Source organism: Dyella choica, from assembly GCF_003977665.1.
GTDB classification, from domain to species: domain Bacteria; phylum Pseudomonadota; class Gammaproteobacteria; order Xanthomonadales; family Rhodanobacteraceae; genus Dyella_B; species Dyella_B choica.
In genome coordinates, this window is sequence record NZ_RYYV01000005.1 from 159,652 (window position 1) to 183,741 (window position 24,090).

Below are 24,090 nucleotides of genomic sequence, written 5' to 3' on the forward strand. Positions count from 1 at the left end.
CAGTCTTTCCCATGCCTATCTACGAATTCCAATGCAATGCCTGCGGTCATCGCTTCGATCGCCTGCAGAAACTGTCCGACCCCGATCCCTCCCACTGCCCCGATTGCGGTCAGCCGCAGGTGCAGCGCCAGCTCAGCGCGCCGCAGTTCCGTCTTGCCGGCGGTGGCTGGTACGAAACCGACTTCAAGAAGGACGGCGACAAGAAGCGCAACCTCGCCGGCGATGCCGGCACCGCCACAGCGTCTCCTGCATCGTCTGCGGAACCGAGTTCCAGTCCGTCGCCCGCACCAGCCCCGGCTCCGGCTCCGACGACGGCATCGACGACCTGACACAGACCGCAGTGCGGCCCCAACCTCGCCATGTGCCCGGGAATGCTAAGCTTCCGGGCCTTTTCCACGCTGATTCGCCGCCCCGGCGGCCCGGAGCATCAAGCGCATGCGCACGCATTACTGCGGCCTCATCAACGAGTCGCTGGTCGGACAGACCGTCACCCTGTGCGGCTGGGTCAACACCCTACGCCTGCAGAGCCACGTAGCTTTCGTCGACCTGCGCGACCATGAGGGCATCGCCCAGGTGGTGATCGAGCGCGAGAATGCCGACGCTTTCGCCGTGGCCGGCGAGCTGGGCTACGAGTATTGCCTGCGTGTCACCGGTAGCATCCGCAAGCGCCTCTCGGCCAACGACAAGCTGAAGACCGGCACGGTGGAACTGCTGGCCGAGCAGGTGGAGATTCTCAACGTCGCGAAGGATCTGCCGTTCGCCCTGCACGAGAACCCCAACGAGGACATGCGGATGACTTACCGCTACCTCGACCTGCGCCGTCCGGACATGCAGCAGACGATCCGCACCCGTATCCGACTGGTGCAGGCGTTGCGCCGTTACCTGGATATGCGCGGCTTCCAGGACCTGGAAACGCCGATTCTGACCAAGGCCACCCCGGAGGGCGCGCGCGACTACCTGGTGCCCAGCCGCGTGCACCCAGGGCAGTTCTACGCGCTGCCGCAGTCGCCGCAGCTGTTCAAGCAGATCCTGATGATGGCCGGCTTCGACCGCTACTATCAGATTGCCCGCTGCTTTCGTGACGAAGACCTGCGTGCCGACCGCCAGCCGGAATTCACCCAGCTCGACATGGAGTTCGCCTTCGTCGAAGAGCAGGACGTGCAGGGCTTCGTGGAGGCGATGATTCGCCAGGTGTTCAAGGAGGTGATCGGGGTGGAGCTGGGCGATCCCTTCCCGCGTATGACCTGGGAAGAGGCGATGCGCCGCTATGGTTCGGACAAGCCCGACCTGCGCATTGCGCTGGAGCTGGTCGATGTGGCTGACCTGCTCAAGCATGTTGAATTCAAGGTATTCGCCGAGCCGGCCAACGACCCGGCCGGCCGCGTGGCGGCGCTGCGCTTGCCGGGCGGGGCAGCGCTCAGCCGCAAGGAGATCGATCAGCTCACCGAATACGTCGCCAAATACGGTGCGAAGGGGCTGGCCTGGATCAAGGTGGAGGATCTCGCCAAAGGGCGTGATGGCATCAACTCGCCGGTGGCGAAGTTTCTGGACGACGCCGCGCTCGATGCGGTGCTCAAGGCTACCGGCGCACAGTCGGGCGACATGCTGTTCCTCGGCGCCGGCAAGTGGAAGACGGTCACCGATTTCATGGGCGCGCTGCGCCTGAAGGCCGCCAAGGACCGCGGCCTGGTGGAAAACAGCTGGAAGCCGCTGTGGGTCACCGACTTCCCGATGTTCGAGTACGACGAGGAAGAACAGCGTTTCGTCGCCCTGCATCACCCCTTCACGGCGCCGAAAGTGGACGACATCGCTGATCTGCGGGCGAATGCGGCGGGCGCGGTGAGCCGCGGCTACGACATGGTGCTCAACGGCAACGAAATCGGCGGCGGTTCGATCCGTATCCATCGTCCGGACATGCAGAGCGCGGTATTCGAGCTGCTTGGCATCGGCGCGGAAGAGGCGCAGATGAAGTTCGGCTTCCTGCTCAAGGCGCTGAAGTTCGGCGCGCCGCCGCACGGGGGTATCGCATTCGGCATCGACCGCATCGCCGCGTTGATGGCGGGCACCGAATCGATCCGCGACGTGATCGCGTTCCCCAAGACCACCAGCGCGCAGGACCTGATGACTGACGCGCCGTCGTTGGTCAACGATGCGCAATTGAAGGAACTGCATGTAGCGGTGGCCGTTGCGGAAAACGCGAAAGGCTAAGTTTCGATAGCCGCGATATTCCATGACCGAACACGTCATCCTGCTGCACGGCCTGTGGATGCGCGGCTTTGCGCTGGGCTTGCTGCATCGCCGCCTGATGGAAGAGGGTTTCCGCGTCCATCGCTTCGACTACATGAGCGTGGCGGCGAAGCAGGAGCGCGTCCTGGCCCGGTTGCACGCGAGCATGCTCGATTACGTGCCCGGCCCGGTGCACCTGGTCGGGCACAGTCTGGGTGGCCTGCTCGCCCTGCGCGCCTGCCTGGAGGCGCAAGACCTGCCGCCTGGACGCGTTGTCTGTCTTGGTTCACCCTTGAAGGGCAGCGCTGCGGCGCGCGCCTTTGCCCGTCTGTGGCGCGGCGGCGAGGTATTGCTGGGGCCTAACCGCGAACTGCTGGAACAGGGGCTGGAAGCCTGGAAAGGGCCACGCGAGGTGGGCGTGATCGCCGGCAACATGCCGATCGGCCTGGGCGCCATGCTCAGCCAGATCCCTGGTGACCACGACGGCACGGTGGCGGTGCAGGAGACCATGGTGCCGGGGCTGGCCGCCCATTGCGTGGTGGAAACCAGCCATACGGGGCTGCTGTTTTCGGCGGAAGTGGCGCGGCTGACGGCCAGTTTCCTGCGCGAAGGCCGTTTCGATCCCACTGCGAGGGGCCTCTTGTAGGCTGGGATGACCATCCCAGCATCGCTTGGCTGCTTGCTTGGCCATGCTGGGTTTCGCAATCCAGCCTACGCACTTCTGTTAGATCCCAACAAAGCCATGCATATCAGCATGTTGGGATTTACGCGCTCCGCAACGGCGATTCCATTCCCGCTTTCACACGAGGAGAGCAGGAAGGGAGATGGCGCAATGCAGTAAAATCCCCCGCTTTCCACATTCAGACCCAAGCCAGGTATCCCCATGGGTAGAGGCCCGTCCATCGAAGGTCGCAAGAATGCCGAAGACGCCAAGCGCGCCAAGGTGTTCACCAAGCTGATCCGCGAAATCACCGTAGCCACGCGAGCCGGCGTGCCCGATCCCGCGCTCAACCCGCGCCTGCGCACGGCTGTGGACAAGGCGCTGACCGCCAACATGTCCAAGGACACCATCGAGCGCGCGATCAAGCGCGGCTCCGGCGCCGACGGCGGCGCCAAGATGGAAGAGCTGCGCTATGAAGGCTACGGCCCGGGCGGTATCGCGCTGATCATCGAGTGCTTCACCGACAACACCACCCGGACCGTCGCCGATGTGCGCCACGCGCTCACCAAGCACGGCGGAAACCTTGGCACCAGCGGCTCGGTGGCGTTCCAGTTCACTCGCTGCGGCGAGCTGGTGTTTACCACCGGCGGTGACGAAGGGAAGGAAGAAAAGATCCTGGAAGCCGCGCTCGATGCCGGCGCCGACGACGTAGTCAACGAGAACGGCGAAAGCACCGTCATCTGCGCGCCGGAAAATTTCGAAGCCGTGCAGCAGAAGCTGGCCGAGGCCGGCCTCGACGCGCAGCACGCCGGCGTGGTGATGCGGCCCAACAACCGCACTGCAGTGGTGGGTGAAACGCTGGAAACACTCACCGACCTGCTGGAAAAACTCGATGCCCTCGACGACGTGAGCGAGGTGTATCACAACGCATTGCTGCCGGCTGAGTGACAGGCTTTCGGGCCCCGCTTCTCAATGATCCGTCCTCAATGATTCGTTCTCAATGATCCGTATCATCGGCATCGACCCAGGCAGCCAGCGCACTGGCATCGGCATCGTGGATGTCGATGCCGCAGGCAAGCTGTCGCATGTTTTCCATGGCGCGCTGATGGTGGCTGGCGAAGAGGATTTCACGCGGCGCCTGAAGCGCATTTTCGAAGGCGTGGACGAGATCATCAGCCTGCATCATCCGGTGGAGTGCGGCATCGAGCGTGTGTTCATGGCGCGCAATCCCGATTCAGCGCTCAAGCTCGGACAGGCGCGTGGCGCTGCGATCTGCGCGGTGGTCAATCGAGGCATTGCGGTGCATGAGTACGCCGCCACCGAGGTCAAGAAGGCGGTGGTCGGCGGCGGCCGCAGCGACAAAACCCAGGTACAGCATATGATCGGCGTACTGCTCGGCCTCAAGGGCCCGATCCAGGCGGATGCGGCCGACGCGCTGGCGATAGCCGTGGCGCATGCGCATACACGCTCCAGTCTTGAACGCGTGGGAATTCCGCGCACCGCATGGAGGCGACGCCGGTGATCGGACGACTCAGGGGCATACTTGTTTCAAAGCAGCCGCCGTGGCTGCTGGTCGAGGTCGGCGGCGTGGGTTACGAGTTGGAAGCGCCCATGTCGACCATTTATGACCTGCCGGCCACCGGCAAGGAAGTCACGCTGCTGACTCACCACGCGGTGAAAGAAGACAGTGTGGCGCTGTACGGCTTTCTGCACGAATCGGAGCGGGTTTCCTTCCGCAACCTGCTGAAGGTCAGCGGTATCGGCGCGAAGACCGCGCTGGCCGTACTGTCGGGCGTATCCACCCAGGATTTCGCCCGGCTGGTGCAGGCGGGCGACGTAGTGGCGCTTACCAAGATCCCGGGCATCGGCAAGAAGACGGCCGAGCGCATCGTGGTGGAGCTGCGCGATCGCGTGGACGGCCTCGGTGTAAGCCTGCCTGGCCTTGCGGCGGCGGGGGCTCCAGCCGATCCGGCCGCCGAAGCCACCGTGGCGCTGCAGCAGCTTGGCTACAAGCCGGCCGAAGCAAGCAGGCTGGTGCAAAAAGCGGTCGAGCCAGGCGACAGCGCCGAAACCATTATTCGCAAGGCGCTACGCGCCGCACTGGGGAGTTGAATCGTGGGGACTCATCAAGGATTGAGCGAAGCCGATGCCAAGAAGCGACTGGCTGCGCTGTCGCTGGGCGCGATCGGCGTGGTGTACGGTGACATCGGCACCAGCCCGCTGTACACCCTGCAGACCACGCTGAGCCATGATGGCATGCATCCCACGCCGGAGAGCATCTACGGCGTGCTGTCACTGATCTTCTGGGCGCAGATCATCGTGGTGTCGCTGAAGTACGTGCTGTTCATCATGCGCGCCGACAACAAGGGCGAGGGCGGCATCATGGCGCTGATGGCACTGGCGCTGCGTGGCGTGGGTGGCCAGCCCAAGCTGCGCTGGCTGCTGGCGATCATCGGCATCTTCGGCGCTTCGCTGTTCTACGGTGACGGCGTGATCACGCCGGCCATCTCGGTGTTGTCCGCCGTGGAAGGCGTGAAGGTGGCGGCACCCGGATTGGCCCGCTGGGTGGTGCCGGTCACGGCGGTGATCCTGTTCTTCCTGTTCGCGCTGCAGCGGCACGGCACCGACCGCGTGGGCAGGCTGTTCGGTCCGGTGATGGTGATCTGGTTCATCGTCATTTCCGTACTTGGCGTGCGCATGATTCTGACCGCGCCGCAGGTGTTGTACGCGCTCAATCCCTACTACGGTGTGCGTTTCTTCATGACGCATGGCATCCAGGCGTTCGTCGCGCTGGGCGGCGTGGTGCTGGCCCTGACCGGCGCCGAGGCGCTGTATGCGGACATGGGGCACTTCGGCAAGCGACCGATCCGGCTGGCTTGGTTCAACTTCGTGCTGCCCGCGCTGGTACTCAACTACTTCGGGCAAGGTGCACTACTGCTCAACGATCCCGGCGCCATTGACAATCCGTTCTTCAAGACCGTGCCTTCGATGCTGCTGTATCCGATGATCGCACTGGCCACGGTGGCGACGGTGATCGCTTCGCAGGCGGTCATCTCCGGCGCGTTCTCGATGACGCGCGAAGCGATGTCGCTGGGCTATTCGATGCGCATGCCGGTGGTGCATACCTCGCGCGAGATGTCCGGCCAGATCTTCGTGCCCTGGATCAATGCGTTCCTGTTGGTGATGGTGCTGCTCGCCGTGCTCGGCTTCCGCAGCTCCGACAGCCTGAGCGCGGCTTATGGCATAGCGGTGACCGGTACCATGACCATCACCACCGTGCTGGCCTTGTTCGTGGCGCGCCACCAATGGGGCTGGCGCGTGCCGGTCCTACTCATCGTCGGCGCCATCCTGCTCACCATCGACATCTCGTTCTTTGCCGCCAACCTGATCAAGGTGGAGTACGGCGGCTGGTTCCCGCTGGTGCTGGGTCTTGGCGTCTTCATCATCATGACCACCTGGCGCCGCGGCCGCGAGCTGGTGGTGCGTGAGATCAAGCAGGGCGGCCTGGCGCTGTCGCCCTTCATCGACAACATCACCGAGCATCCGCCGCTGCGCGTGCCGGGCACTGCGGTGTTCCTCACTGCGAACCTGCAGGCCGTGCCGCATGCGCTGCTGCATAACCTCAAGCACAACAAGGTGCTGCACGAGCGCAACGTGATGCTGACGGTGGATATGCTGGAAATGCCGGTGGTGGATGCGGGAGAACGGATTCATCTGTCGCCGCTGGGCAGCGATTTCTACAGCCTTGAACTGCGCTTCGGCTTTGCCGAGGACCCGAACATTCCGCTGGTGCTGTCCAAGTGCGCCAAGAGCGGCCTGCCGTTCGACCTGATGGACACCACCTTCTTCCTGTCGCGCGAGAACATCGTCGCCGACAAGCGCCGCCCTGGCATGGCGCTGTGGCGTGACCGGCTGTTCGCTTTCCTCTCGCGTAATGCGTTGCCGGCGACGGCGTTTTTCCAGATTCCCGGCAATCGCCTGATCGAGTTGGGCACGCAGCTGGAGATTTGACGAAAGCGGGAAGCGTGGCTGCCGCGTAGGCTCAGGATGCCAATGGTAGGCTGGGTTGCGAAACCCAGCATTGCCATGCACGCACCCGCAGCGATGCTGGGATTGTCATCCCAGCCTACCCACTAAACCCCTGCGCTCAGCCATAATCGCATCATGTCCGATCACCGCATCATCACTGCCGCCTCTCAGCTCGACGATGAAGCGCTGGAGGCTTCGATCCGCCCCAAGCGGCTCAACGAATACCTGGGTCAGCAGGCGGTGCGCGAGCAGCTGTCGATCTACATCGAAGCGGCGAAGCGGCGCGGTGGCGCGCTCGATCATGTGCTGATCTTCGGGCCGCCCGGCCTGGGCAAGACCACGCTGAGCCATGTCATTGCCAACGAACTGGGTGTGAACCTCCGCTCCACTTCCGGTCCGGTGCTGGAGCGCGCCGGTGATCTGGCCGCGCTGCTGACCAATCTCGAAAAGAACGACGTGCTGTTCGTCGACGAGATCCATCGCCTTTCGCCGGTAGTGGAGGAAGTGCTCTATCCGGCGATGGAGGATTTCCAGATCGACATCATGATCGGCGAAGGTCCGGCCGCGCGTTCGATCAAGCTGGATTTGCCGCCGTTCACCCTGATTGGCGCCACCACGCGCGCGGGTCTGCTGACCGCGCCCTTGCGTGACCGTTTCGGCATCGTGCAGCGCCTGGAGTTCTATTCGCCCGATGAACTCGCCGCGATCGTGCGCCGCTCGGCACGCATCCTCGGCATCCCCTGCGAAGTGGATGGCGCGCAGGAAATCGCGCGGCGTTCGCGTGGTACGCCGCGCATCGCCAATCGCCTGTTGCGCCGCGTGCGCGACTACGCGGAAGTGCGCGCAGGGGGACAGATCACGCGCGCGGCGGCACAGGCCGCGATGGAGATGCTCAAGGTCGACGCCGAGGGTTTCGACGAGCTGGACCGCCGCCTGCTCGCCACCATCATTGAGAACTTCGATGGCGGCCCGGTAGGCGTGGAGTCACTGGCTGCCGCGCTCAGCGAAGACCGTGGCACGCTGGAAGACGTAGTCGAACCCTATCTGATCCAGCAAGGCTTCCTGGTGCGCACGGCGCGTGGCCGCATGGCCAGCGCCAAGGGCTGGCGGCACCTCGGGCTTACGCCACCCCCGCGACAGCCGCAGCCGGGCGATTTGTTCCAGGGCGGTCCCGATGTCTGATTCCCAGCCCTTTGCCTGGCCGGTACGCGTGTACTGGGAAGACACCGACGCCGGCGGCGTGGTGTACCACGCCAGCTATCTGCGCTTCATGGAGCGGGCCCGCACGGAATGGCTGCGCCGGCTGGGCGTCGATCAGCTGGCGTTCAAGCAGGCGACCGGGCTGGCCTTCATGGTGCACCGGATGGAGATCGATTTCCTCCGGCCCGCCCTGCTGGACGATGAACTGGCGGTGGCGGTGGAAGTCAAAGAACGGCGTTCAGCCAGTATTCTTTTCGCACAATCGATTACCCGGGCGGATGGCGCCGTGCTGATCCAGGCGCAAGTACGTGCGGCTTGCGTGGATCTGGCAAGGATGCAGCCGGCCCGGATCCCGGAAGACATCATAGGCCGGATCGGTCAGGGTTGATCCCTGTTCGGCCCCAAGCCAGGTAATAGCCCTACGCGGTGGAGAGCCCCCAACCCATGAACGGTGGATTGAACGTATTTGAGATCGTTTCGGACGCAAGCTGGCCAGTGAAGCTGGTGATGCTGGCGTTGCTGGTGTTCTCCTTCCTGTCCTGGGTGATCATCCTGCGCAAGTATGCGCAGCTCAAGGCCGCGATGCAGAACGCCGAATCCTTCGAGGAGCGCTTCTGGTCCGGCGCAGACCTGGCGCAGCTGTTCCGCGAAGTGAGCAACAACGGCGGCGACACCGGCGGCATGGAGAGCATCTTCGAATCGGGCTTTCGCGAATTCGTGCGGCAGCGCCAGCGCCGCGGTGCCGATGTGCGCACGGTGATCGAGGGGTCCGAACGCGCGATGCGCGTGGCCGGCACCAAGGAGGTCGGCACGCTGGAGCGCAACCTGGAATTCCTCGCCAACGTGGGCTCGATCAGCCCGTATGTGGGCCTGTTCGGCACCGTGTGGGGCATCATGGGCGCCTTCCAGGGCCTGGGTGAAATGAAGGACGTCACCATTGCCGTGGTGGCGCCGCACATCTCCGAGGCGCTGATCGCCACCGCTATGGGCCTGTTCGCCGCGATTCCGGCCGTCTGGGCGTACAACCGCTACGCCAACAAGGTGGAGCGTGTCGCCTCGCGCTACGAGGTGTTCCAGGAAGAATTCTCCTCGGTGCTGCAACGGCAGATCCAGATCGACGAAAACCACTGACGAGGCCGCGACCATGCTCAGTTCCGCGCGCCACAAGCGTTTAAAGCTCAAATCCGAGATCAACGTCGTGCCCTACATCGACGTGATGCTGGTGCTGCTGATCATCTTCATGGTCACCGCGCCCATGCTCAACGCCAACGTCGATGTCAACTTGCCGCAGGCCAACGCCAAATCGCTGCAGGACAAGAAGGAGCCGGTGATCGTCTCGGTAGACAACCAGGGCCACATGTACCTCACCCTGGGCACCACCAAGAAAGAGCCGATCGAAGCGGATGCGCTCAAAGTTAAGGTTGGCGCGTTCGTCAAGCAGAATCCGGACGTGAGCGTGCTGGTCGCGGGCGACCGCGACGGCAAGTATGAAGGCGTCTATCAGGTGTTGGCCTTGTTGCAGCAGGCTGGCGTAGCCAAGGTCGGTTTGATGAGTGCGCCGGAGTCGGGCAGCCCGAATGGAAGACCGTAATCCCAAGGGCACGCCCCTGGCGGTCGTGCTATCGGCCGTGCTGCATCTGGGCATCGTGGCCTTTCTGTTCCTGGCCATGTTGCCGTGTACGTCGTACGAGAAATTCCTCACCGAACTGCATCTGCCCAACCCGATCACCTGTACGCCGCCGCCGCTACAGCTTAGCGGTCCGGTGATCGAGGCCACGCTGATCGGCAATACCGCTGCGCCGCCGCCGAAGTCGGAGAAGGTGAAGCCGGTACCGAATACGGTGCCGCCGCCGCCCTCCGTGCCGCCGCCGCCGCCCCCGCCGGTAGTGGTGCCCAAGCCGAGCCCGTTGCCGCCGCCGCCGGAACACCCGGACGTGGTGGACCAGGAAAGGGTGACGCAAGAGGGCCTGCAGAAGGCAGAAAACGCCAAGAAGGAGCAGGAGGAGAAGCAGCGCCAGCGTCAGGCTGAGCTGGACGCCCAGGCGGCCAAAAAGAAGGCCGAGCAAGAGAAGGTCGACGAGCTGTTCAAGCAGCTCGACAATGCTTCGGCGCAGACGCAGAAGTTGGACAACAAAGCCAAGCAAGCGAAGCAGCAGATGGCTGATCTGAAGAACGCCAAGGTCAATGGCTTGGAGAATCTGCCGAACGCGGACCAGCGCATGACCGGCAACAACTCCAATAGCACGCTGATGTCGCAATACCTGGCGGCAATTCGGAACACCGTCACGCAGAATTGGATCAGGCCGGATAACATGCCGAACGCTCCGTGCGTGGTTCATATCGTGCAGAGCCCCGGTGGCAACGTGATGAGCGCCAGGGCATCGTCCAGCTGTCCGTATGACGCGGCCGGCAAGAAATCCGTAGAAGATGCCGTACTACGCGCGCAACCGCTGCCTTATCAGGGCTTCGAAAGCGTGTTCCAGCGCGAACTCGACTTTACTTTCACTCCGCAGTGAGCATTCCCATGCGCAGATCATCCCGATCACTAGTTACCCTCATCCTGCTGCTGATCGCGGCCTTGGTTACGGGGCCGGCCTTTGCACAGGCGTTGAACGTGCAAATCGTCGGCGGCACCAAGTCGGCCACACCGGTGGCCGTAGTGCCCTTCGCCCAGCAAGGTGCACCGCTGCCCACCGACATTGCCGACGTGATCCGCAACGATCTCAACCGCTGCGGCAAATTCCGCTCGCTGGCGGTGAGCGAAATCGTCGAGCAGCCGAACCAGGGCTCGGACATCAAGTTCGCGACCTGGCGCCTGCTCAAGCAGGACTACATCGTGATTGGCCGCATCAAGGATGCCGGCAACGGCATGGTGACGGTGGAATACGAACTGTGGGACGTCAACCGCCAGCAGCGCCTGCTGGGTGAGGCCATGTCGCCCGCTTCCACCAGCGATCTGCGTAATGTCGCGCACCAGATCGCGGACAAGATCTTCCAGCAGATCACCGGAATCCCTGGAGCGTTCTGGACACGCATTGCCTACGTGACCATGGTCGGCAGCGGCAACAGCGCCAACTATTCGCTGATCGTGGCCGACTCGGACGGCTACAACCCGCAGGTGGTGGCCCGCTCGCACGAGGCGCTGCTGTCGCCCAAGTGGTCGCCGGATGGCAGCCGCATCGCCTACGTGTCGTTCGAAAGCGGCAACTCGGCGGTCTACATCCAGAACATCGGTACCGGGGCTCGCCAGCTGATTTCGGGCCGCGCCAAGGGCATCAACAGCGCGCCGGCCTGGTCGCCGGATGGCACCAAGCTTGCCTTGTCCCTGTCCTATACCGGCAATCCCGAGATCTACGTGATGGACCTGGGCAGCCGCCAGGAGACCCGCCTGACCCGCAGCATGGCCATCAATACCGAGCCGGTTTGGGCGGCGGATGGCCAGAGCATCTATTTCACCTCAGACCGCTCCGGCAAGCCGCAGATCTACCGCGTCTCGGCCGGTGGCGGCACGCCCGAGCGCATCAGCTTCCAGGGCCAGCAGAATCTGGACGCCTCGGTCAGCTATGACGGCAAGCAGATTGCCATGGTGCAGGCCAACGGGAACGTGTATCGTATCGCCATCGTGGACCAGAGCCTGGGTGGGCAGCTGCGCTTCATCTCGCCGGGTCCGATTGACGAATCGCCAAGTTTCGCGCCAAACGCCAGCATGTTGATCTACGCCGCCACCGATGGAGCTCGAGACGTGCTGTATGCCGTTTCGAATGACGGCATGGTGCGTCAGCGTCTGGCGCTCGCCGATGGCAACGTCCGCGAGTCGGCCTGGGGACCTTATCGCAAGCAGTGATCCGACCCGGCCGTGCGACCCTAAAACCACGGCCGGATGACCCGAAGAGGGCCTGGGGTACGAGAGTGCTCCGGCCATGACCGGCGTGGTGGTTTGCCATGCCTGTTTTACTGGCCTGTGCAGTACAATGCGTGGCCATGGTTTGAAAGTGCAAGAAAAAATAAAACAACAGCCGGTATACCGGCGATGGCTGTCCCGTAACCGCAATCGTCATTGACTGTCGGAAATCAAACCCGTTTGAAGGAACGTCACCCATGAATAAGACCGCTCGTATCGCCCTGGTCGCCCTGCTCTGTGTCGGTGCGGCCGCCTGTACCAAGAAGCAGGAAACGAAGCCCACGACTCCGCCGCAGGAAACCCAGGCGGTCACCCCGGCCCAGCCCGGCGCTAACAAGTACACCGCGGCCGACCTCGACACCGACGCTTGCCTGAAGCAGCGCGTTGTCTACTTCGACTTCGACAAGGACGAAGTGAAGCCGGAGTTCCAGCAGATCATGCAGTGCCATGCCAAGTTCCTGCAGGACGTGCCGACCTCGCGCATGCGCCTGGAAGGCAACGCCGACGAGCGTGGTACGCGTGAATACAACCTCGGCCTGGGCGAGCGTCGTGCCAACGCCGTGTCCAGCGCGCTGCAGGCCAACGGCGGTTCCGCCAGCCAGGTCAGCGTGATCAGCTACGGCAAGGAAAAGCCCGTGTGCCGCGAGCACAATGAGGATTGCTGGAGCAAGAACCGTCGCGTTGAGATCGTCTACACGGCGACCTGATGGTGATTCGGTTGGCTAAGCGTTTCTCAGCCAATCTCAGCATGGCGGGCGCCCTGGCGTCCGCCATGCTGTTTATGGCGCCCGCGCACGCCCAGAGTTCTCCCATGAGCCTGGCCGACCGCGTCGCGCGTCTGGAACAGCAACAGCAAGGCCAGGACCAGAACAAGGTCAATCAGCTCAATCAACTGCAGCAGATGCAGTCGATGATGCAGCAGATGCAGGGCCAGATCGAAGAACTGCAGCATCAGGTGCAGTTGCTGCAGGATCAGACCAAGACCCAATACGGCGACCTGGACAGCCGTGTCGGTCGAATCGAAAAGCAGGGCAGCGCCAGCCCGGCGCCCGCAACCACCAGCCTGGCCCCAGCAAACGTATCGGTGCCCGGCAACGCGGCTTCCGTTGCGCAACCGGCAGCGCCTGCGGCTCCGGCCGAATCGGCCGCCGAGAAAGCCGCCGCCCTCAATGCCTACAACACCGCGTTCAAGTCGCTGCGCGCAGGCGATTACGTAGCCTCGTCGCGCGGCTTTCGCGAGTTCATCCAGAAATATCCCAACGACACGCTTACGCCGAATGCGTTCTATTGGCTGGGTGAGTCGTACTACGCCACCACCAACTACCAGGTTGCCGTGGAAGCGTTCAAACATCTGTTGAGCCAGTACCCGCAGAGCGAAAAAGCAGCGGATGCCACACTCAAGCTTGGCTACAGCCAGCTGGAAATGAAGCAGACCGAAGAAGGGGTCGCCACGCTGAAGTCGGTGGTGAGCAAATATCCCAACTCCAATGCGGCCAAGCTGGCCCAGGAGCGCCTGCACCGTCTCTCTCCACAGACGGCTCGGTGAGGGTAGGGCGGTGAGCGGCAGTCCGATGAACGTGGAAACCGCCACGTCGGCCCAGCCTGCGGCCGAGCGCCTGCGCATCACCGAGATCTTTCATTCGATCCAGGGCGAAGCCGATGCGATCGGCTGGCGCACTGTCTTCGTGCGCCTCACCGGCTGCCCGCTGCGCTGCGTGTGGTGCGATACCGAGTATTCGTTCTATGGCGGCAACTGGCGTGATATGGACAGCATACTCGCCGAGGTCGCTTCGCATGGCGCCTCCCACGTATGCGTGACGGGCGGTGAGCCGCTGGCGCAGAAGCGTTGCCTGATCTTGCTGCGCAGGCTCTGCGATGCCGGTTACGAAGTCTCGTTGGAAACATCCGGCGCGCTGGATGTTGCCGCTGTCGATCCGCGCGTGCGCAAGGTGATGGATCTGAAGGCGCCGGATTCCGGTGAGGCGCAGCGCAATCTTTGGTCCAACCTCGATCATCTGCTGCCGCATGACCAGCTGAAGATCGTGATCGCCAGCCGTGCCGATTACGAATGGGCGCGCGACGTGGTGGCTAAACATAGCCTCGATGCGCGCTGCATGGTGTTGTTCTCGCCCGTGCATGGGGCCGTCGAGCCGCGCGTGCTGGCGGAATGGATCATCGAAGACAAATTGCCGGTGCGTTTTCAGCTGCAGTTGCACAAGCTGCTGTGGAATGACGCGCCGGGGCATTAGCGCCCCTGCTTACGGGGTGTGTTCACTTGCCCAGTCGTCATTCCGGCGCAGGCCGGAATCCAGTTGAATACGTTGTGCGCAGCACGCAAAGCCTTTAAATCGTGTGCTTCGCACGTCATATTTGACTGGATTCCGGCCTGCGCCGGAATGACGGTGTGAAGCTTCCTCGAGCCTGGGGAAAGATAAACCTGCGCCCCGGCCTGTGTTGCCGGCAGCGTTCCCGGCCGGTGACCGGCCGTTCTTCTGCATTGGGATTGCCCTATGTCATCCACCACCCGCAAGGCCGTCATCCTCGTTTCCGGAGGCATGGATTCGGCTGTCACCATCGCCCTCGCGCGCGAACAGGGTTATGAGGTTCACGCACTGAGCGTTGCCTATGGCCAGCGCCACAGTTCCGAGCTGGACGCGGCTGCGCGTGTCGCGCGCATGCTCGGCGCGGTCGAACACAAGACCGTGCACGTGGATCTGCGCAGCATCGGCGGCTCCGCGCTCACGGCGGACATCGAGGTGCCCGAGCAGGGCGGTGACGGCATTCCCGTTACCTATGTGCCGGCGCGCAACACCATCATGCTTTCAGTGGCGCTGGGCTGGGCCGAAGTGCTGGGTTCCACCGACATCTGGTGCGGCGTCAATGCCGTGGATTATTCCGGTTACCCGGACTGTCGCCCGGCCTTCGTCGAGGCCTTCGAGCGGCTTGCCAATGTAGCCACCAAGGCCGGCGTGGAAGGCGCTGGCATCCGCGTCCACGCGCCGCTGATGGCAATGAGCAAGGCCGACATCGCCCGCGAGGGCCAGCGCCTGGGGGTGGACTTCTCCGCCACGGTGAGCTGCTACCAGGCCGATGCCGAAGGGCGCGCTTGCGGTCGCTGCGATGCCTGCCGCTTGCGTGCGCAGGGCTTCCGTGAGGCTGGCCTGCCCGATCCCACCCGCTACATCTGAGCTGTCGCTGCCGGCATCGCTTGTGCCCGGGAGCTTCAGCCCATAAAATTACCAACTCACTTTTTTACGGGCCGTTAGCTCAGCCGGTAGAGCAGCGGACTTTTAATCCGTTGGTCGACAGTTCGAATCTGTCACGGCCCACCAACTGCAAACCCGCAAGGCGAAACGCCTTTGCGGGTTTCTTTTTGCCCTGAAAACGGGCGCTCGGCCTGCGTGGAAGGCGGTTGCGTAGGCTGGGTTGCGAAACCCAGCATCGCCATGCTGCAGCGCACGCGATGCTGGGATTGTCATCCCAGCCTACCCGTCGCCTACGCCATCGCCGTGCAAGTCATTCATGCTCAGGCAGCGCTAGCGTGTAGCCGTAAACCAAGTGCTCGAACCACTTTGAGCAAGGTGGCGAAATCAGGATTGCCTTCTCCCGATAGCGCCTTGCAACGGCTCTTGCGAGACAAACCAGCATCACGCGCAACCCTGGACATGCCTTGGGCGCGGGCAATGTCGCCTAGTGCTTTCGCAATGAAGGCCGCATCGCCATTGCTTGCAGCGATACAGACATCGAGATAGAGCGCCATTTCCTCTGGTGTCTGCAGGTGGTCCGCGAGATCGAAAGGAACGGCCCCGAGGTTCTGGTTGCTCATGGCGTTACCCGTAGTCGTCAGGGAATGGCAGTCTGGCGGCGTATCCGGCGCACGGGCATCAGGCGGAGGATCGCCGCGCTGTAGTGAGAACTTGCAAAAGACGGGAGACGGAGGCTTACAACAACCCGCCTCAGGAGCGGTTCCCCGCGTCATCCGTATGTGACGCCGACGGATGCCAGCGCGACTTGAGCCGCTCCATGGCCAGCGGCACCAGCGAAAGCAGTGCCAACACACAAAGTGGCGCAATCACGCTAGGATCGAAGATCAGGCCAAGACCCAGCTTCTGTCCGTGGGCCAGCGCACGCCCGAGGCCGGCACCCACCGAGGTCTCGAAGACCAGCATGACGGTGCCGCCGAACCAGGTGGCGCCCAGGAACAACCACAGCGGGCAACGCAGCCAGGCAAGCGCCATGGTGATCAGGCCGAACGGTGCCACCGGCACGAGACGCAGGAACAGCGTGTAGACCTTAGGGTGGCGTTCGAAGCCGTGATGCAGCTTCTCCACTATGGCAGGCGGATGCTTGCTGCCGGTACCAAACGCGTAGCGGCTGGCGAGGAACAGGATGAGCGAGCCCAAGGTGAGCCCGATCGAAGAATAAGTAGTGCCTTCAAGGATGCCGAACGCGAATCCGCCGGCCAGGATCAGCACGATGGTCACCGGTACACCCGTGCACGTCGCCAGCACCAGCAAGCCGACATAAACGAGCCGGCTCATCCAGGGATGCTCGGCAATGCTCGCGCGCATTTCGTGCTGGTGCGCGACCAACTGCTCGGGATGGACGCGATCGAACACCCCTGAAGTGAGCAACACCATCCCCGCCGCTATCAGCAGCAATAGTGGCAGGGTCGCGCGCAGCCGGTTCAATAGCTCTCTCCCCTGGCACCGTATTCAGCCAGTACCGCGCGCGCCTGGTCGCGCAGGATGTCGCGCCGAACCGTGATGCCACGACGTTCCAGTTCACCTGCCCAGTCGGCCGGCAGCGGGCCCTCGTCGAAGCTGGTGAGTGCTTCCACATCCTCTCCGCGTGCGCCGATCAGCAGGGTGTCGACGCCGGCCCAGAAGGTGGCACCGTAGCACTGGCAGCAGGGCTGCGCGCTGGTGGCGAGCGTGTAGTGGCCGCCCTGTTCGTTCAGGCGGTAGCTGGCCAGGCGCTGCTGGGCGGCCATGTAGGCCAGCATTTCGGCGTGGGCTACCGAGCAGCTCTGTGGAATGACGCGGTTGACCGCTGCCGCGATCAGGCGCCCATGCTCATCGAACACGGCGGCGCCAAATGGGCCGCCCTGGCCGTGTTCGATATTGCGACGCGACAGCTCGATCGCCAGCCTCACGCGCTCCTCGTCTGTCAGATAGCGCCGGCTGGTGTCGGCGGCTTCTTCGATCCAGGGCGGCAGGGTGAGGTGGATCTGCAGCGGCAACATCATGCGCTTTGCTTGGCCCAGGTGTCGCGCAGGGTCACCGCGCGGTTGAACACCGGCACCTCCGCGCGATGATCCAGGCGATCCGCCACGAAGTAGCCCAGGCGCTCGAACTGATAGCGCTGCTCGGGCGCCGCCGCGGCCGCGGCAGGCTCCAGCCAGCCGCGCACGATGCGCTTGGCGTCCGGGTTGATGTGCTCGATCCAGCTCTTGCCGTCGCTTTCGTCGTCTGGCGTCGGTACGTTGAACTGGCGATCGTACAGGCGGATCTCGGCCGCAACGCCATGCCTGGCGCTGACCCAGTGGATGGTGCCCTTGACCTTGCGGTCCGCGCCGGGCATGCCGGAGCGCGATTCGGGATCAAGCGTGCAACGCACTTCGCTCACGCTGCCGTCGGCGGCTTTGATGACCTCAACGCACTTCACGATGCCCACCCCGCGTAGGCGAACCTCGCCTTCGGGTTTCAGGCGATGGAAGCCTTTCGGCGGCACCTCGGCGAAATCCTCGCGCTCGATCCACAGCTCGCGTGAAAACGGTACCTGGCGCGAGCCGAAGCTCTCATCCTTGGGGTGGTTGGAGAAGCTCAGCGATTCCTCGTGAGCGTCCGGCAGGTTGGTGATCACCAGCCTGAGCGGATCGATCACGGCCATCCGGCGTGGCGCGCTGGCGTCCAGGTCTTCACGCACGCAGTTCTCAAGGATGGCGTAATCGATCACGCTGTTCTGCTTGCTTACGCCCAGGCGCTCGATCAGGAGGCGAATGCCACCCGGCGTGAAACCACGGCGGCGCAGGCCGCGCAGGGTGTTCATGCGCGGGTCGTCCCAGCCGTCGACCAGGCCCTCGTTCACCAACTGGGCCAGCTTGCGCTTGCTGGTGATGCAGTAGCTGAGGTTGAGGCGCGAGAACTCGATTTGGCGTGGCTTGGCCGGTTCGGTGTGGAAGCCGGCCTGGCGCATGTGTTCCCACAGTTCCGGGTGGCTAGGCAGGTCGACTTTGTCCACGAACCAGTCGTAGAGCGGGCGGTGATCCTCGAACTCCAGCGTGCACAGCGAGTGGGTAATGCCTTCCAGAACGTCGGAGAGGCAGTGCGCGTAGTCGTACATCGGATAGATCGGCCACTCGTCGCCGGTGTTCTGATGAGTGACGGTGCGGATGCGGTAGATCGCCGGATCGCGCATGTTCATGTTGCCGGAAGCCATGTCGATCCTGGCGCGCAGCGTCTTGCTGCCGTCCGGGAATTCACCCGCTCGCATGCGCCGGAACAGGCTCAGGCTTTCTTCCACGCTGCGGTCGCGGTACGGCGAATTGCGGCCCGGCTCGGTCAGAGTGCCACGGTACTCACGCATTTCCTCCGGGCTGAGGTCGTCCACGTACGCCTGGCCGTCCTGGATGAGCTTGAGGGCGGCGCGGTAGAACACCTCGAAGTAGTCGGAGGCATGGCGCAGGTCGTGCCACTCGTAGCCCAGCCAGCGCACGTCGTCCTTGATGCCCTCGACGAATTCCGGGTCTTCCTTGCCGGGGTTGGTGTCGTCCAGGCGCAGATTGCACCAGCCGGCAAATTCGCGGGCGATGCCGAAATCCAGGCAGATCGCCTTGGCGTGGCCGACGTGCAGGTAGCCGTTGGGTTCCGGCGGGAAGCGCGTGCGGATGGCCGTGTGCTTGCCGCTGGACAGGTCCTCGCGAATGATCTGGCGGATGAAATCGCGTGGCGCGTCGTTTTCGGGTGTGGCGGCAGGCTTGGCGACAGCGGTCGGAGTGGACATCGGGTCAGACTTCGCAGAAGTAGCGGAAACACCCAAGTTTAACCGCTGGAAGAATTTACGGAACTGCAGGCGTTCAGCGCCTAGGCTGGGATGACAATCCCAGCTTTCCATGCGGCATCCCGATGCCGGGATGCCCATCCCAGCCTACACAGCCACAAGGCGCGGCCTCTCAGCAGCGGGCGGCTGCCATCGCCAGGTAACGCTGATGCAGGGCGGCCACCTGGGACTCCAGGGCGGATTCGGGGCCACTGTTGTCGATCACGTCGTCCGCCAGCCCCAGGCGAGCGGTGCGGGAGGCTTGGGTGGCGAGGATGCGCAGGCCCAAGTCTTCGTCCATGCCATCGCGCAGCACCAGGCGTTGCAGTTGGACAGTCTCCGGCACGTCCACCACCACGATACGGTCTACCCAGCGATAGTGCCCGATGTTTTCGGCCAGCAGCGGAATGGCCAGCATCACGTACGGCCCTTCGTCCACCTGCACTTGTTCCAGCATCCATTGGCGTACTCGCGGATGCACGATGGCTTCGAGCGTCTTGCGCGCTTCAGGATCGGAAAACACGCGCGCGCGCATCCGCGGCCGGTCGAGCCGTCCATGCGAATCAAGCACCTCGCGGCCGAATGCATCCACGATCGCCTGCAGACCATCGCTGCCCGGCTGCACCACCACCCGTGACGCTTGGTCGGCGTCATACACATGCACGCCATGTGCCTTGAAGCGTTGCTCCACCGCACTCTTGCCAGCGGCGATACCGCCGGTGAGCGCTACCGCAAACGGCACGCCCTTGCTCATCGCATTCCGGTGAAGCCCATATAGGCGTGCCAGAGTTGCTCGCCGGCGACGAACCAGACCCAGCCCGCAATGGCGATGAACGGCCCGAAGGGCATCGGTACCTCGCGCCCATGCTTGCGCAGCGCGATCAACGCACCGCCTATCAGCGCCCCGACGAGCGAAGAAAGCAGGATCACCGGCAACAGTGACATCGGCCCCATCCAGGCCCCCAGTGCCGCGAGCAATTTGAAATCGCCAAAGCCCATGCCCTCCTTGCCGGTGAGTAGCTTGAACAGCCAATAGACGCTCCAGAGGCTGAGATAGCCGATGGCGGCGCCAAGGATGGAGGCTGGCGGCTCGATAAAAAGATGGACCAGGCTCAGCAGCAAACCGGCCCACAACAGGGGCAGGGTGATCTGGTCTGGCAGCAACTGCGTGCGGAAGTCGATGCCCGATAGCGAAATCAACGCCCAGGTGAGAAACAGCCCGGCGAGCCCGGCCCAGTTAGGGCCGAATTTCCAGATGACGACCGCGCTGAGGACCCCCGTCAGTAGCTCGATCAGCGGGTATTGGATGGAAATGGGGGCATGGCAATAACGGCAGCGGCCGCGTAGCAGAAGCCAGCCGAACAAGGGGATGTTGTCGCGCGCAGCCAGCGGGTGCTTGCAATGAGGACAATGCGAACCTTCGCGCACGATGCCGGGCGGCAGCGTTTGCGCTGGAGCTTCCAGGCCCAGGACGTCATGGGCTTCCTGCCGCCAGTAGGCATCCAGCCGGGCCGGCAGCCGCAGAATCACGACGTTGAGAAAGCTGCCGACGATCAGGCCCAGTATGCCTGCGATAACGATCCAGACTGTCAGCGGAAAATCGGGCATGCGTGAACCGTGGTCATGAAAACGCGCCACATTATCGCCGACAGGCGGCAACCATGTGGCGCGTGATTGGTTTTGGTTAGACGGTGGCGGCGAGCTTGAAGATCGGCAGGTACAACGCAATGACCATGCCACCTACCAGGATGCCCAGAATCACCATCATCAGCGGTTCGAGCAGGGAGGCCAGCGTGTCGACCGCGTTGTTGACTTCTTCTTCGTAGAACTCGGCGCATTTGAACAGCATATGGTCCAGGGCGCCGGATTCTTCGCCGATGGCGACCATCTGCACGACCATGTTGGGAAACAGGCCGGTCTGCCGCATGGCCAATTGCAATTGATGGCCTACCGCGACGTCTTCGCGCATCTGGCGCACGGCTTGCCCATAGACCACGCTGCCCGTAGCTCCCGCCACGGCATCCATTGCCTCGACCAGCGGAACGCCGGCCTTGAAGGTAACGCCCAGCGTGCGCGAGAAACGTGCGATGGCAGATTGACGGAGGATGTTTCCCATCACCGGAAGCCGGAGCGTGACCCGCTCAAGGAAGTGAGCAAATTTCACCGAGCGCTTCTTGGCCATCACGATGGCGAAAATGCCTCCGGCTATGCCGAACACTACGACCCACCAGTAGCTCTGCATGAACTGCGATGCCGAGACGATGACCTGGGTCGGCGCGGGCAATTGGGCGCCGGCGTCCTGGAAGGTTTTGGCAAAGACCGGCACCACGAACAGCAGCATGATCATGCACACGACGAAGGCAACCACCAGTACCATGATCGGATAGAACAGTGCCTTCTTGATCTTGGCCTTGATCGCCTCGGTCTTTTCCTTGTAGGTAGCGACGGTGTCAAGGATGGTATCGAGCACACCGGCTGCTTCGCCGGCACGTACCAAGTTCCGGTACAGCTCGTCGAACTGCACTGGGTATTGACCCAGCGCCTCGTTCAGGGATGCACCGCCTTCGATGTTCTGCTTGACGTCGGTGAGCATCGTCTTGAAGCGCGCGTTCTTCTGGCCGTCCGCGATGATCTCGAAGGACTGCACCATCGGTACGCCGGAGGCCATCATGGTGGCGATCTGGCGGCTGAAGATCGCGACGTCACGCGGCGTCACCGAGCCGCCGGAGCCGCCAAACAGGGGTTTACTACGCTCCTTGACGGTCTGCGGATTCATGCCCTGGCGCCGCAGCTCCGCCTTGACCAGGGTGCCATTCTTGGCAGCCATCGAGCCCGTCATGCGTTTGCCGCGCTTGTCCAGCGCCACCCATTCGAAGGTAGGCATCTGGGTGATCTGCGCGCGCTGGGCAGCCTGTTGTCGGGTGTTCTTGGTGGCAGCGGTAGCCGTGGCCATGGTGTCTAATCCCCCAATGATCGGACCCGGCGCCACGATGTCGAGGCGGCAGGCGAGACAATCCCCAGCTTACGGTACTTGGTGGGCCAATTTCGTGGCCTCCCGCGCAAGTCTGGTATGAAAACGGTCGCGATCTTCCTCAATCCTTGGTCACGCGATCGATTTCCGCAAGGCTGGTCACCCCGGCCTTCACTTTCAGCAAGGCCGACTGGCGCAGATCGTTGACGCCTATCCTCTGCGCCACTTCGGCAATCTGCAAGGCATTGCCGCCCTCCAGCACGATTTTCTGGATCTCCTCCACCATCGGCATGACCTGGTAGATACCCACACGTCCCTTGTAGCCCTCGTTGCAGTCGGGACAGCCTACGGCATCGTAAAGCTCCATGCCCGCATCGATGTCCTGCTGGGTAAAGCCTGCAGACAACAGAACCTGCGGCGGCCATTCGATCCGCTTCTTGCAGCTATGCAGGCGTCGTGCCAGGCGCTGGGCGATCACCAGGCTGACGGACGAGGTGATGCTATAAGGCGGGATGCCCATGTTCATCAGGCGGGAGATGGTCTGCGGCGCATCGTTGGTATGTAGGGTAGACAGCACCATGTGGCCGGTCTGGGCGGCCTTGATGGCGATTTCCGCCGTCTCCAGGTCGCGGATTTCGCCCACCATGATCACGTCCGGGTCCTGACGCAGGAACGAGCGCAGGGCCGCCGCAAAGGTCATGCCGCGCTTGACGTTCTGCTGGACCTGGTTGATGCCCTCCACGCGGATTTCCACCGGGTCTTCCACGGTGGAAATGTTGCGTTCCGCCGTGTTGAGAATATTCAGCGCGGTATACAGCGAAACCGTCTTGCCCGAACCGGTAGGGCCGGTCACCAGCACCATGCCGTAGGGTTTGTGAATGGCCTCCAGATAGAGCTTCTTTTGCCAGTCTTCGTAACCCAGCTTGTCGATGCCCAGCTTGGCTGAGGAACTATCCAGGATACGCAGCACGATCTTCTCGCCAAACAGGGTCGGCAGCGTGCTCATACGGAAGTCCATGGCATGGCTCTTGGACAGGTTGAGCTTGATACGGCCGTCCTGCGGTACGCGGCGCTCGGCGATATCCAGGCCCGCCATCACTTTCAAGCGCGAGGAGATGCGGTTGGCCAGCTTTGTCGGCGGACTCGCGACGGCGCGCAGCATGCCATCCATACGCAGGCGGACGCGATACTGGTTTTCATAGGGCTCGAAGTGGATGTCCGAAGCGCCACGGCGAATGGCGTCCACCAGGATCTTGTTGACGAATTTCACCACCGGGGCATCGTCGCCGGCGGTGGCGTCGTAACCACCCACACTCGACTCGCCGTCTTCGTCCACCGTTTCCAGCGCTAGATCGTCGAGGTCGCCACCACCCAAATCCGGCGTTACGTTGTTGAGCGTGCTAATGGTGGTTTCGATGGCACGACTGAGCTGCGCCCGCTCAACCAGGACCGGTTCCACCATGCAATTGGAGTGGAATTTGATCTCGTCCAGGGCGTGAAGCTGCATGGGGTCGGCAATGCCCACGAACAGGCGCTTGCCGCGCTTCATCATGGGCAGGGCCTGGTGCTTGGTCATCAGCTCCTGGCTGATCAGATTGGTCGGCATGCTGGACGGGGCCAGGGCCGAAACGTCGAAAATCGGCATGCCGAATTCCGCCGAGGCGATCTGGGTCAGTCGGTTGTTGTCGACCAGGCCCTGGTCCAATAGCCATCCCGTCAGCGTTTTCTTCTGCTGACCTGACTCGACGACGGCCTTGCGGACATCGGCTTCTGGCAACAGGCCCTCGGACACGAGCCGGCGGGCCAGTCCGGACAGGCCAAGTGCGGTGGGCTGCGGCTGCGATGACATGACAAAACCTACCTAAGTCCCCTGATCGGTCTCGAATTTAGCGCACATCGGAACCACAGGCTATCGACTTGGGCCGGTTTTTCAACCCTTGCGGTTCGTCAATTAAGGTCAGGCACATCGCTCGGCCGGCCCTGGCCGGGGGCCAGACAAGGCCGCCCTGAACGCTGGAGCTGGCTTTTTGGGTGAGCGGCGGCTGGCAAGCAGGTTTTCCG

At 63.1% G+C, this 24,090-nt stretch carries 25 protein-coding genes and 1 tRNA gene; 18 read left to right on the forward strand and 8 right to left on the reverse strand.

The window, feature by feature from the left end:
• Window positions 1–11 precede the first annotated feature (11 nt).
• The 18 genes from EKH80_RS08365 to EKH80_RS08450 all read left to right on the forward strand — a co-directional run bounded on the left by EKH80_RS08365 (window position 12) and on the right by EKH80_RS08450 (window position 15,349).
• Window positions 12–329, forward strand: coding sequence for an FmdB family zinc ribbon protein (locus EKH80_RS08365; protein WP_126684281.1), 318 nt, complete (start codon window positions 12–14; stop codon window positions 327–329).
• 106 nt (window positions 330–435) lie between these two features.
• A complete protein-coding gene (aspS, locus tag EKH80_RS08370; protein WP_126684282.1) occupies window positions 436–2,208 on the forward strand; it encodes an aspartate--tRNA ligase in 1,773 nt (590 codons plus the stop codon).
• A gap of 22 nt (window positions 2,209–2,230) precedes the next feature.
• Window positions 2,231–2,872 (forward strand): alpha/beta fold hydrolase, encoded by a 642-nt coding sequence (locus EKH80_RS08375; protein ID WP_126684283.1) that lies wholly within the window; start codon window positions 2,231–2,233, stop codon window positions 2,870–2,872.
• Window positions 2,873–3,109: 237 nt separating this feature from the next.
• Window positions 3,110–3,835 (forward strand): YebC/PmpR family DNA-binding transcriptional regulator, encoded by a 726-nt coding sequence (locus tag EKH80_RS08380; protein WP_126684284.1) that lies wholly within the window; start codon window positions 3,110–3,112, stop codon window positions 3,833–3,835.
• 52 nt (window positions 3,836–3,887) lie between these two features.
• Window positions 3,888–4,409, forward strand: coding sequence for a crossover junction endodeoxyribonuclease RuvC (gene ruvC, locus EKH80_RS08385; RefSeq protein WP_196240356.1), 522 nt, complete (start codon window positions 3,888–3,890; stop codon window positions 4,407–4,409).
• Window positions 4,406–4,999, forward strand: coding sequence for a Holliday junction branch migration protein RuvA (ruvA, locus tag EKH80_RS08390; RefSeq protein ID WP_126684285.1), 594 nt, complete (start codon window positions 4,406–4,408; stop codon window positions 4,997–4,999). Before ruvC ends, ruvA begins: the two co-directional genes overlap by 4 nt.
• Window positions 5,000–5,002: 3 nt before the next feature.
• A complete protein-coding gene (locus tag EKH80_RS08395) occupies window positions 5,003–6,898 on the forward strand; it encodes a potassium transporter Kup (RefSeq protein ID WP_230473504.1) in 1,896 nt (631 codons plus the stop codon).
• A 153-nt stretch (window positions 6,899–7,051) separates the two neighbouring features.
• Entirely contained in the window at window positions 7,052–8,098 is a 1,047-nt protein-coding gene (ruvB, locus tag EKH80_RS08400; protein ID WP_126684286.1) for a Holliday junction branch migration DNA helicase RuvB, read from the forward strand.
• A complete protein-coding gene (ybgC, locus tag EKH80_RS08405; RefSeq protein ID WP_126684287.1) occupies window positions 8,091–8,504 on the forward strand; it encodes a tol-pal system-associated acyl-CoA thioesterase in 414 nt (137 codons plus the stop codon). Before ruvB ends, ybgC begins: the two co-directional genes overlap by 8 nt.
• 56 nt (window positions 8,505–8,560) lie before the next feature.
• A complete protein-coding gene (gene tolQ / locus EKH80_RS08410) occupies window positions 8,561–9,247 on the forward strand; it encodes a protein TolQ (RefSeq protein ID WP_126684288.1) in 687 nt (228 codons plus the stop codon).
• Window positions 9,248–9,260: 13 nt separating this feature from the next.
• Window positions 9,261–9,707: a protein TolR gene (gene tolR, locus EKH80_RS08415; RefSeq protein WP_126684289.1), complete on the forward strand. Its 447-nt coding sequence runs from the start codon at window positions 9,261–9,263 to the stop codon at window positions 9,705–9,707.
• Window positions 9,694–10,632 carry a cell envelope integrity protein TolA gene (gene tolA / locus EKH80_RS08420; protein ID WP_126684290.1) on the forward strand — a complete coding sequence of 313 codons (939 nt, stop codon included), beginning with the start codon at window positions 9,694–9,696 and terminating at the stop codon, window positions 10,630–10,632. The genes tolR and tolA overlap by 14 nt, the downstream gene beginning before the upstream one ends.
• A gap of 8 nt (window positions 10,633–10,640) precedes the next feature.
• Window positions 10,641–11,960, forward strand: a complete 1,320-nt coding sequence (gene tolB / locus EKH80_RS08425; protein ID WP_126684291.1) for a Tol-Pal system beta propeller repeat protein TolB — start codon at window positions 10,641–10,643, stop codon at window positions 11,958–11,960.
• A 254-nt stretch (window positions 11,961–12,214) separates the two neighbouring features.
• Window positions 12,215–12,724: a peptidoglycan-associated lipoprotein Pal gene (gene pal, locus EKH80_RS08430; protein WP_126684292.1), complete on the forward strand. Its 510-nt coding sequence runs from the start codon at window positions 12,215–12,217 to the stop codon at window positions 12,722–12,724.
• Between the two features lie 104 nt (window positions 12,725–12,828).
• Window positions 12,829–13,563, forward strand: a complete 735-nt coding sequence (gene ybgF, locus EKH80_RS08435) for a tol-pal system protein YbgF (RefSeq protein WP_329955475.1) — start codon at window positions 12,829–12,831, stop codon at window positions 13,561–13,563.
• Between the two features lie 25 nt (window positions 13,564–13,588).
• Window positions 13,589–14,266, forward strand: a complete 678-nt coding sequence (gene queE, locus EKH80_RS08440; protein WP_126684453.1) for a 7-carboxy-7-deazaguanine synthase QueE — start codon at window positions 13,589–13,591, stop codon at window positions 14,264–14,266.
• A 261-nt stretch (window positions 14,267–14,527) separates the two neighbouring features.
• On the forward strand, window positions 14,528–15,205 hold the full coding sequence (gene queC, locus EKH80_RS08445) for a 7-cyano-7-deazaguanine synthase QueC (protein ID WP_126684293.1): 678 nt from the start codon (window positions 14,528–14,530) through the stop codon (window positions 15,203–15,205).
• Between the two features lie 68 nt (window positions 15,206–15,273).
• A tRNA-Lys gene (locus EKH80_RS08450) sits at window positions 15,274–15,349 on the forward strand.
• 194 nt (window positions 15,350–15,543) lie between these two features.
• Here EKH80_RS08450 and EKH80_RS08455 read toward each other — a convergent pair.
• From EKH80_RS08455 to pilB, 8 genes are all read right to left on the reverse strand, one after another.
• Window positions 15,544–15,843 carry an addiction module antidote protein gene (locus EKH80_RS08455; protein WP_126684294.1) on the reverse strand — a complete coding sequence of 100 codons (300 nt, stop codon included), beginning with the start codon at window positions 15,841–15,843 and terminating at the stop codon, window positions 15,544–15,546.
• 130 nt (window positions 15,844–15,973) lie between these two features.
• Window positions 15,974–16,708, reverse strand: coding sequence for a TVP38/TMEM64 family protein (locus EKH80_RS08460; RefSeq protein ID WP_126684295.1), 735 nt, complete (start codon window positions 16,706–16,708; stop codon window positions 15,974–15,976).
• Window positions 16,705–17,262: a nucleoside deaminase gene (locus tag EKH80_RS08465; protein WP_126684454.1), complete on the reverse strand. Its 558-nt coding sequence runs from the start codon at window positions 17,260–17,262 to the stop codon at window positions 16,705–16,707. Before EKH80_RS08465 ends, EKH80_RS08460 begins: the two co-directional genes overlap by 4 nt.
• The gene (locus EKH80_RS08470) at window positions 17,262–19,022 is read right to left on the reverse strand and encodes a glutamine--tRNA ligase/YqeY domain fusion protein (protein WP_126684296.1); all 1,761 of its coding nucleotides are present in this window, start codon (window positions 19,020–19,022) and stop codon (window positions 17,262–17,264) included. Before EKH80_RS08470 ends, EKH80_RS08465 begins: the two co-directional genes overlap by 1 nt.
• 169 nt (window positions 19,023–19,191) lie before the next feature.
• A complete protein-coding gene (gene coaE / locus EKH80_RS08475; protein WP_126684297.1) occupies window positions 19,192–19,812 on the reverse strand; it encodes a dephospho-CoA kinase in 621 nt (206 codons plus the stop codon).
• Entirely contained in the window at window positions 19,809–20,666 is an 858-nt protein-coding gene (locus EKH80_RS08480; protein WP_126684298.1) for a prepilin peptidase, read from the reverse strand. Before EKH80_RS08480 ends, coaE begins: the two co-directional genes overlap by 4 nt.
• Window positions 20,667–20,742: 76 nt before the next feature.
• Window positions 20,743–22,011 (reverse strand): type II secretion system F family protein, encoded by a 1,269-nt coding sequence (locus EKH80_RS08485; RefSeq protein WP_126684299.1) that lies wholly within the window; start codon window positions 22,009–22,011, stop codon window positions 20,743–20,745.
• 139 nt (window positions 22,012–22,150) lie between these two features.
• The gene (gene pilB, locus EKH80_RS08490) at window positions 22,151–23,878 is read right to left on the reverse strand and encodes a type IV-A pilus assembly ATPase PilB (protein WP_126684300.1); all 1,728 of its coding nucleotides are present in this window, start codon (window positions 23,876–23,878) and stop codon (window positions 22,151–22,153) included.
• Between the last annotated feature and the right edge of the window lie 212 nt (window positions 23,879–24,090).

Coding starts and splice junctions, on each gene's coding strand:
- EKH80_RS08365 (WP_126684281.1), top strand. CDS start 12: ATGCCTATCTACGAATTCCAATGCAATGCCTGCGGTCATCGCTTCGAT.
- aspS (WP_126684282.1), top strand. CDS start 436: ATGCGCACGCATTACTGCGGCCTCATCAACGAGTCGCTGGTCGGACAG.
- EKH80_RS08375 (WP_126684283.1), top strand. CDS start 2,231: ATGACCGAACACGTCATCCTGCTGCACGGCCTGTGGATGCGCGGCTTT.
- EKH80_RS08380 (WP_126684284.1), top strand. CDS start 3,110: ATGGGTAGAGGCCCGTCCATCGAAGGTCGCAAGAATGCCGAAGACGCC.
- ruvC (WP_196240356.1), top strand. CDS start 3,888: ATGATCCGTATCATCGGCATCGACCCAGGCAGCCAGCGCACTGGCATC.
- ruvB (WP_126684286.1), top strand. CDS start 7,052: ATGTCCGATCACCGCATCATCACTGCCGCCTCTCAGCTCGACGATGAA.
- ybgC (WP_126684287.1), top strand. CDS start 8,091: ATGTCTGATTCCCAGCCCTTTGCCTGGCCGGTACGCGTGTACTGGGAA.
- tolQ (WP_126684288.1), top strand. CDS start 8,561: ATGAACGGTGGATTGAACGTATTTGAGATCGTTTCGGACGCAAGCTGG.
- tolR (WP_126684289.1), top strand. CDS start 9,261: ATGCTCAGTTCCGCGCGCCACAAGCGTTTAAAGCTCAAATCCGAGATC.
- tolA (WP_126684290.1), top strand. CDS start 9,694: ATGGAAGACCGTAATCCCAAGGGCACGCCCCTGGCGGTCGTGCTATCG.
- tolB (WP_126684291.1), top strand. CDS start 10,641: ATGCGCAGATCATCCCGATCACTAGTTACCCTCATCCTGCTGCTGATC.
- pal (WP_126684292.1), top strand. CDS start 12,215: ATGAATAAGACCGCTCGTATCGCCCTGGTCGCCCTGCTCTGTGTCGGT.
- ybgF (WP_329955475.1), top strand. CDS start 12,829: ATGAGCCTGGCCGACCGCGTCGCGCGTCTGGAACAGCAACAGCAAGGC.
- queE (WP_126684453.1), top strand. CDS start 13,589: ATGAACGTGGAAACCGCCACGTCGGCCCAGCCTGCGGCCGAGCGCCTG.
- queC (WP_126684293.1), top strand. CDS start 14,528: ATGTCATCCACCACCCGCAAGGCCGTCATCCTCGTTTCCGGAGGCATG.
- EKH80_RS08455 (WP_126684294.1), bottom strand. CDS start 15,843: ATGAGCAACCAGAACCTCGGGGCCGTTCCTTTCGATCTCGCGGACCAC.
- EKH80_RS08465 (WP_126684454.1), bottom strand. CDS start 17,262: ATGTTGCCGCTGCAGATCCACCTCACCCTGCCGCCCTGGATCGAAGAA.
- EKH80_RS08470 (WP_126684296.1), bottom strand. CDS start 19,022: ATGTCCACTCCGACCGCTGTCGCCAAGCCTGCCGCCACACCCGAAAAC.
- coaE (WP_126684297.1), bottom strand. CDS start 19,812: ATGAGCAAGGGCGTGCCGTTTGCGGTAGCGCTCACCGGCGGTATCGCC.
- EKH80_RS08480 (WP_126684298.1), bottom strand. CDS start 20,666: ATGCCCGATTTTCCGCTGACAGTCTGGATCGTTATCGCAGGCATACTG.
- EKH80_RS08485 (WP_126684299.1), bottom strand. CDS start 22,011: ATGGCCACGGCTACCGCTGCCACCAAGAACACCCGACAACAGGCTGCC.
- pilB (WP_126684300.1), bottom strand. CDS start 23,878: ATGTCATCGCAGCCGCAGCCCACCGCACTTGGCCTGTCCGGACTGGCC.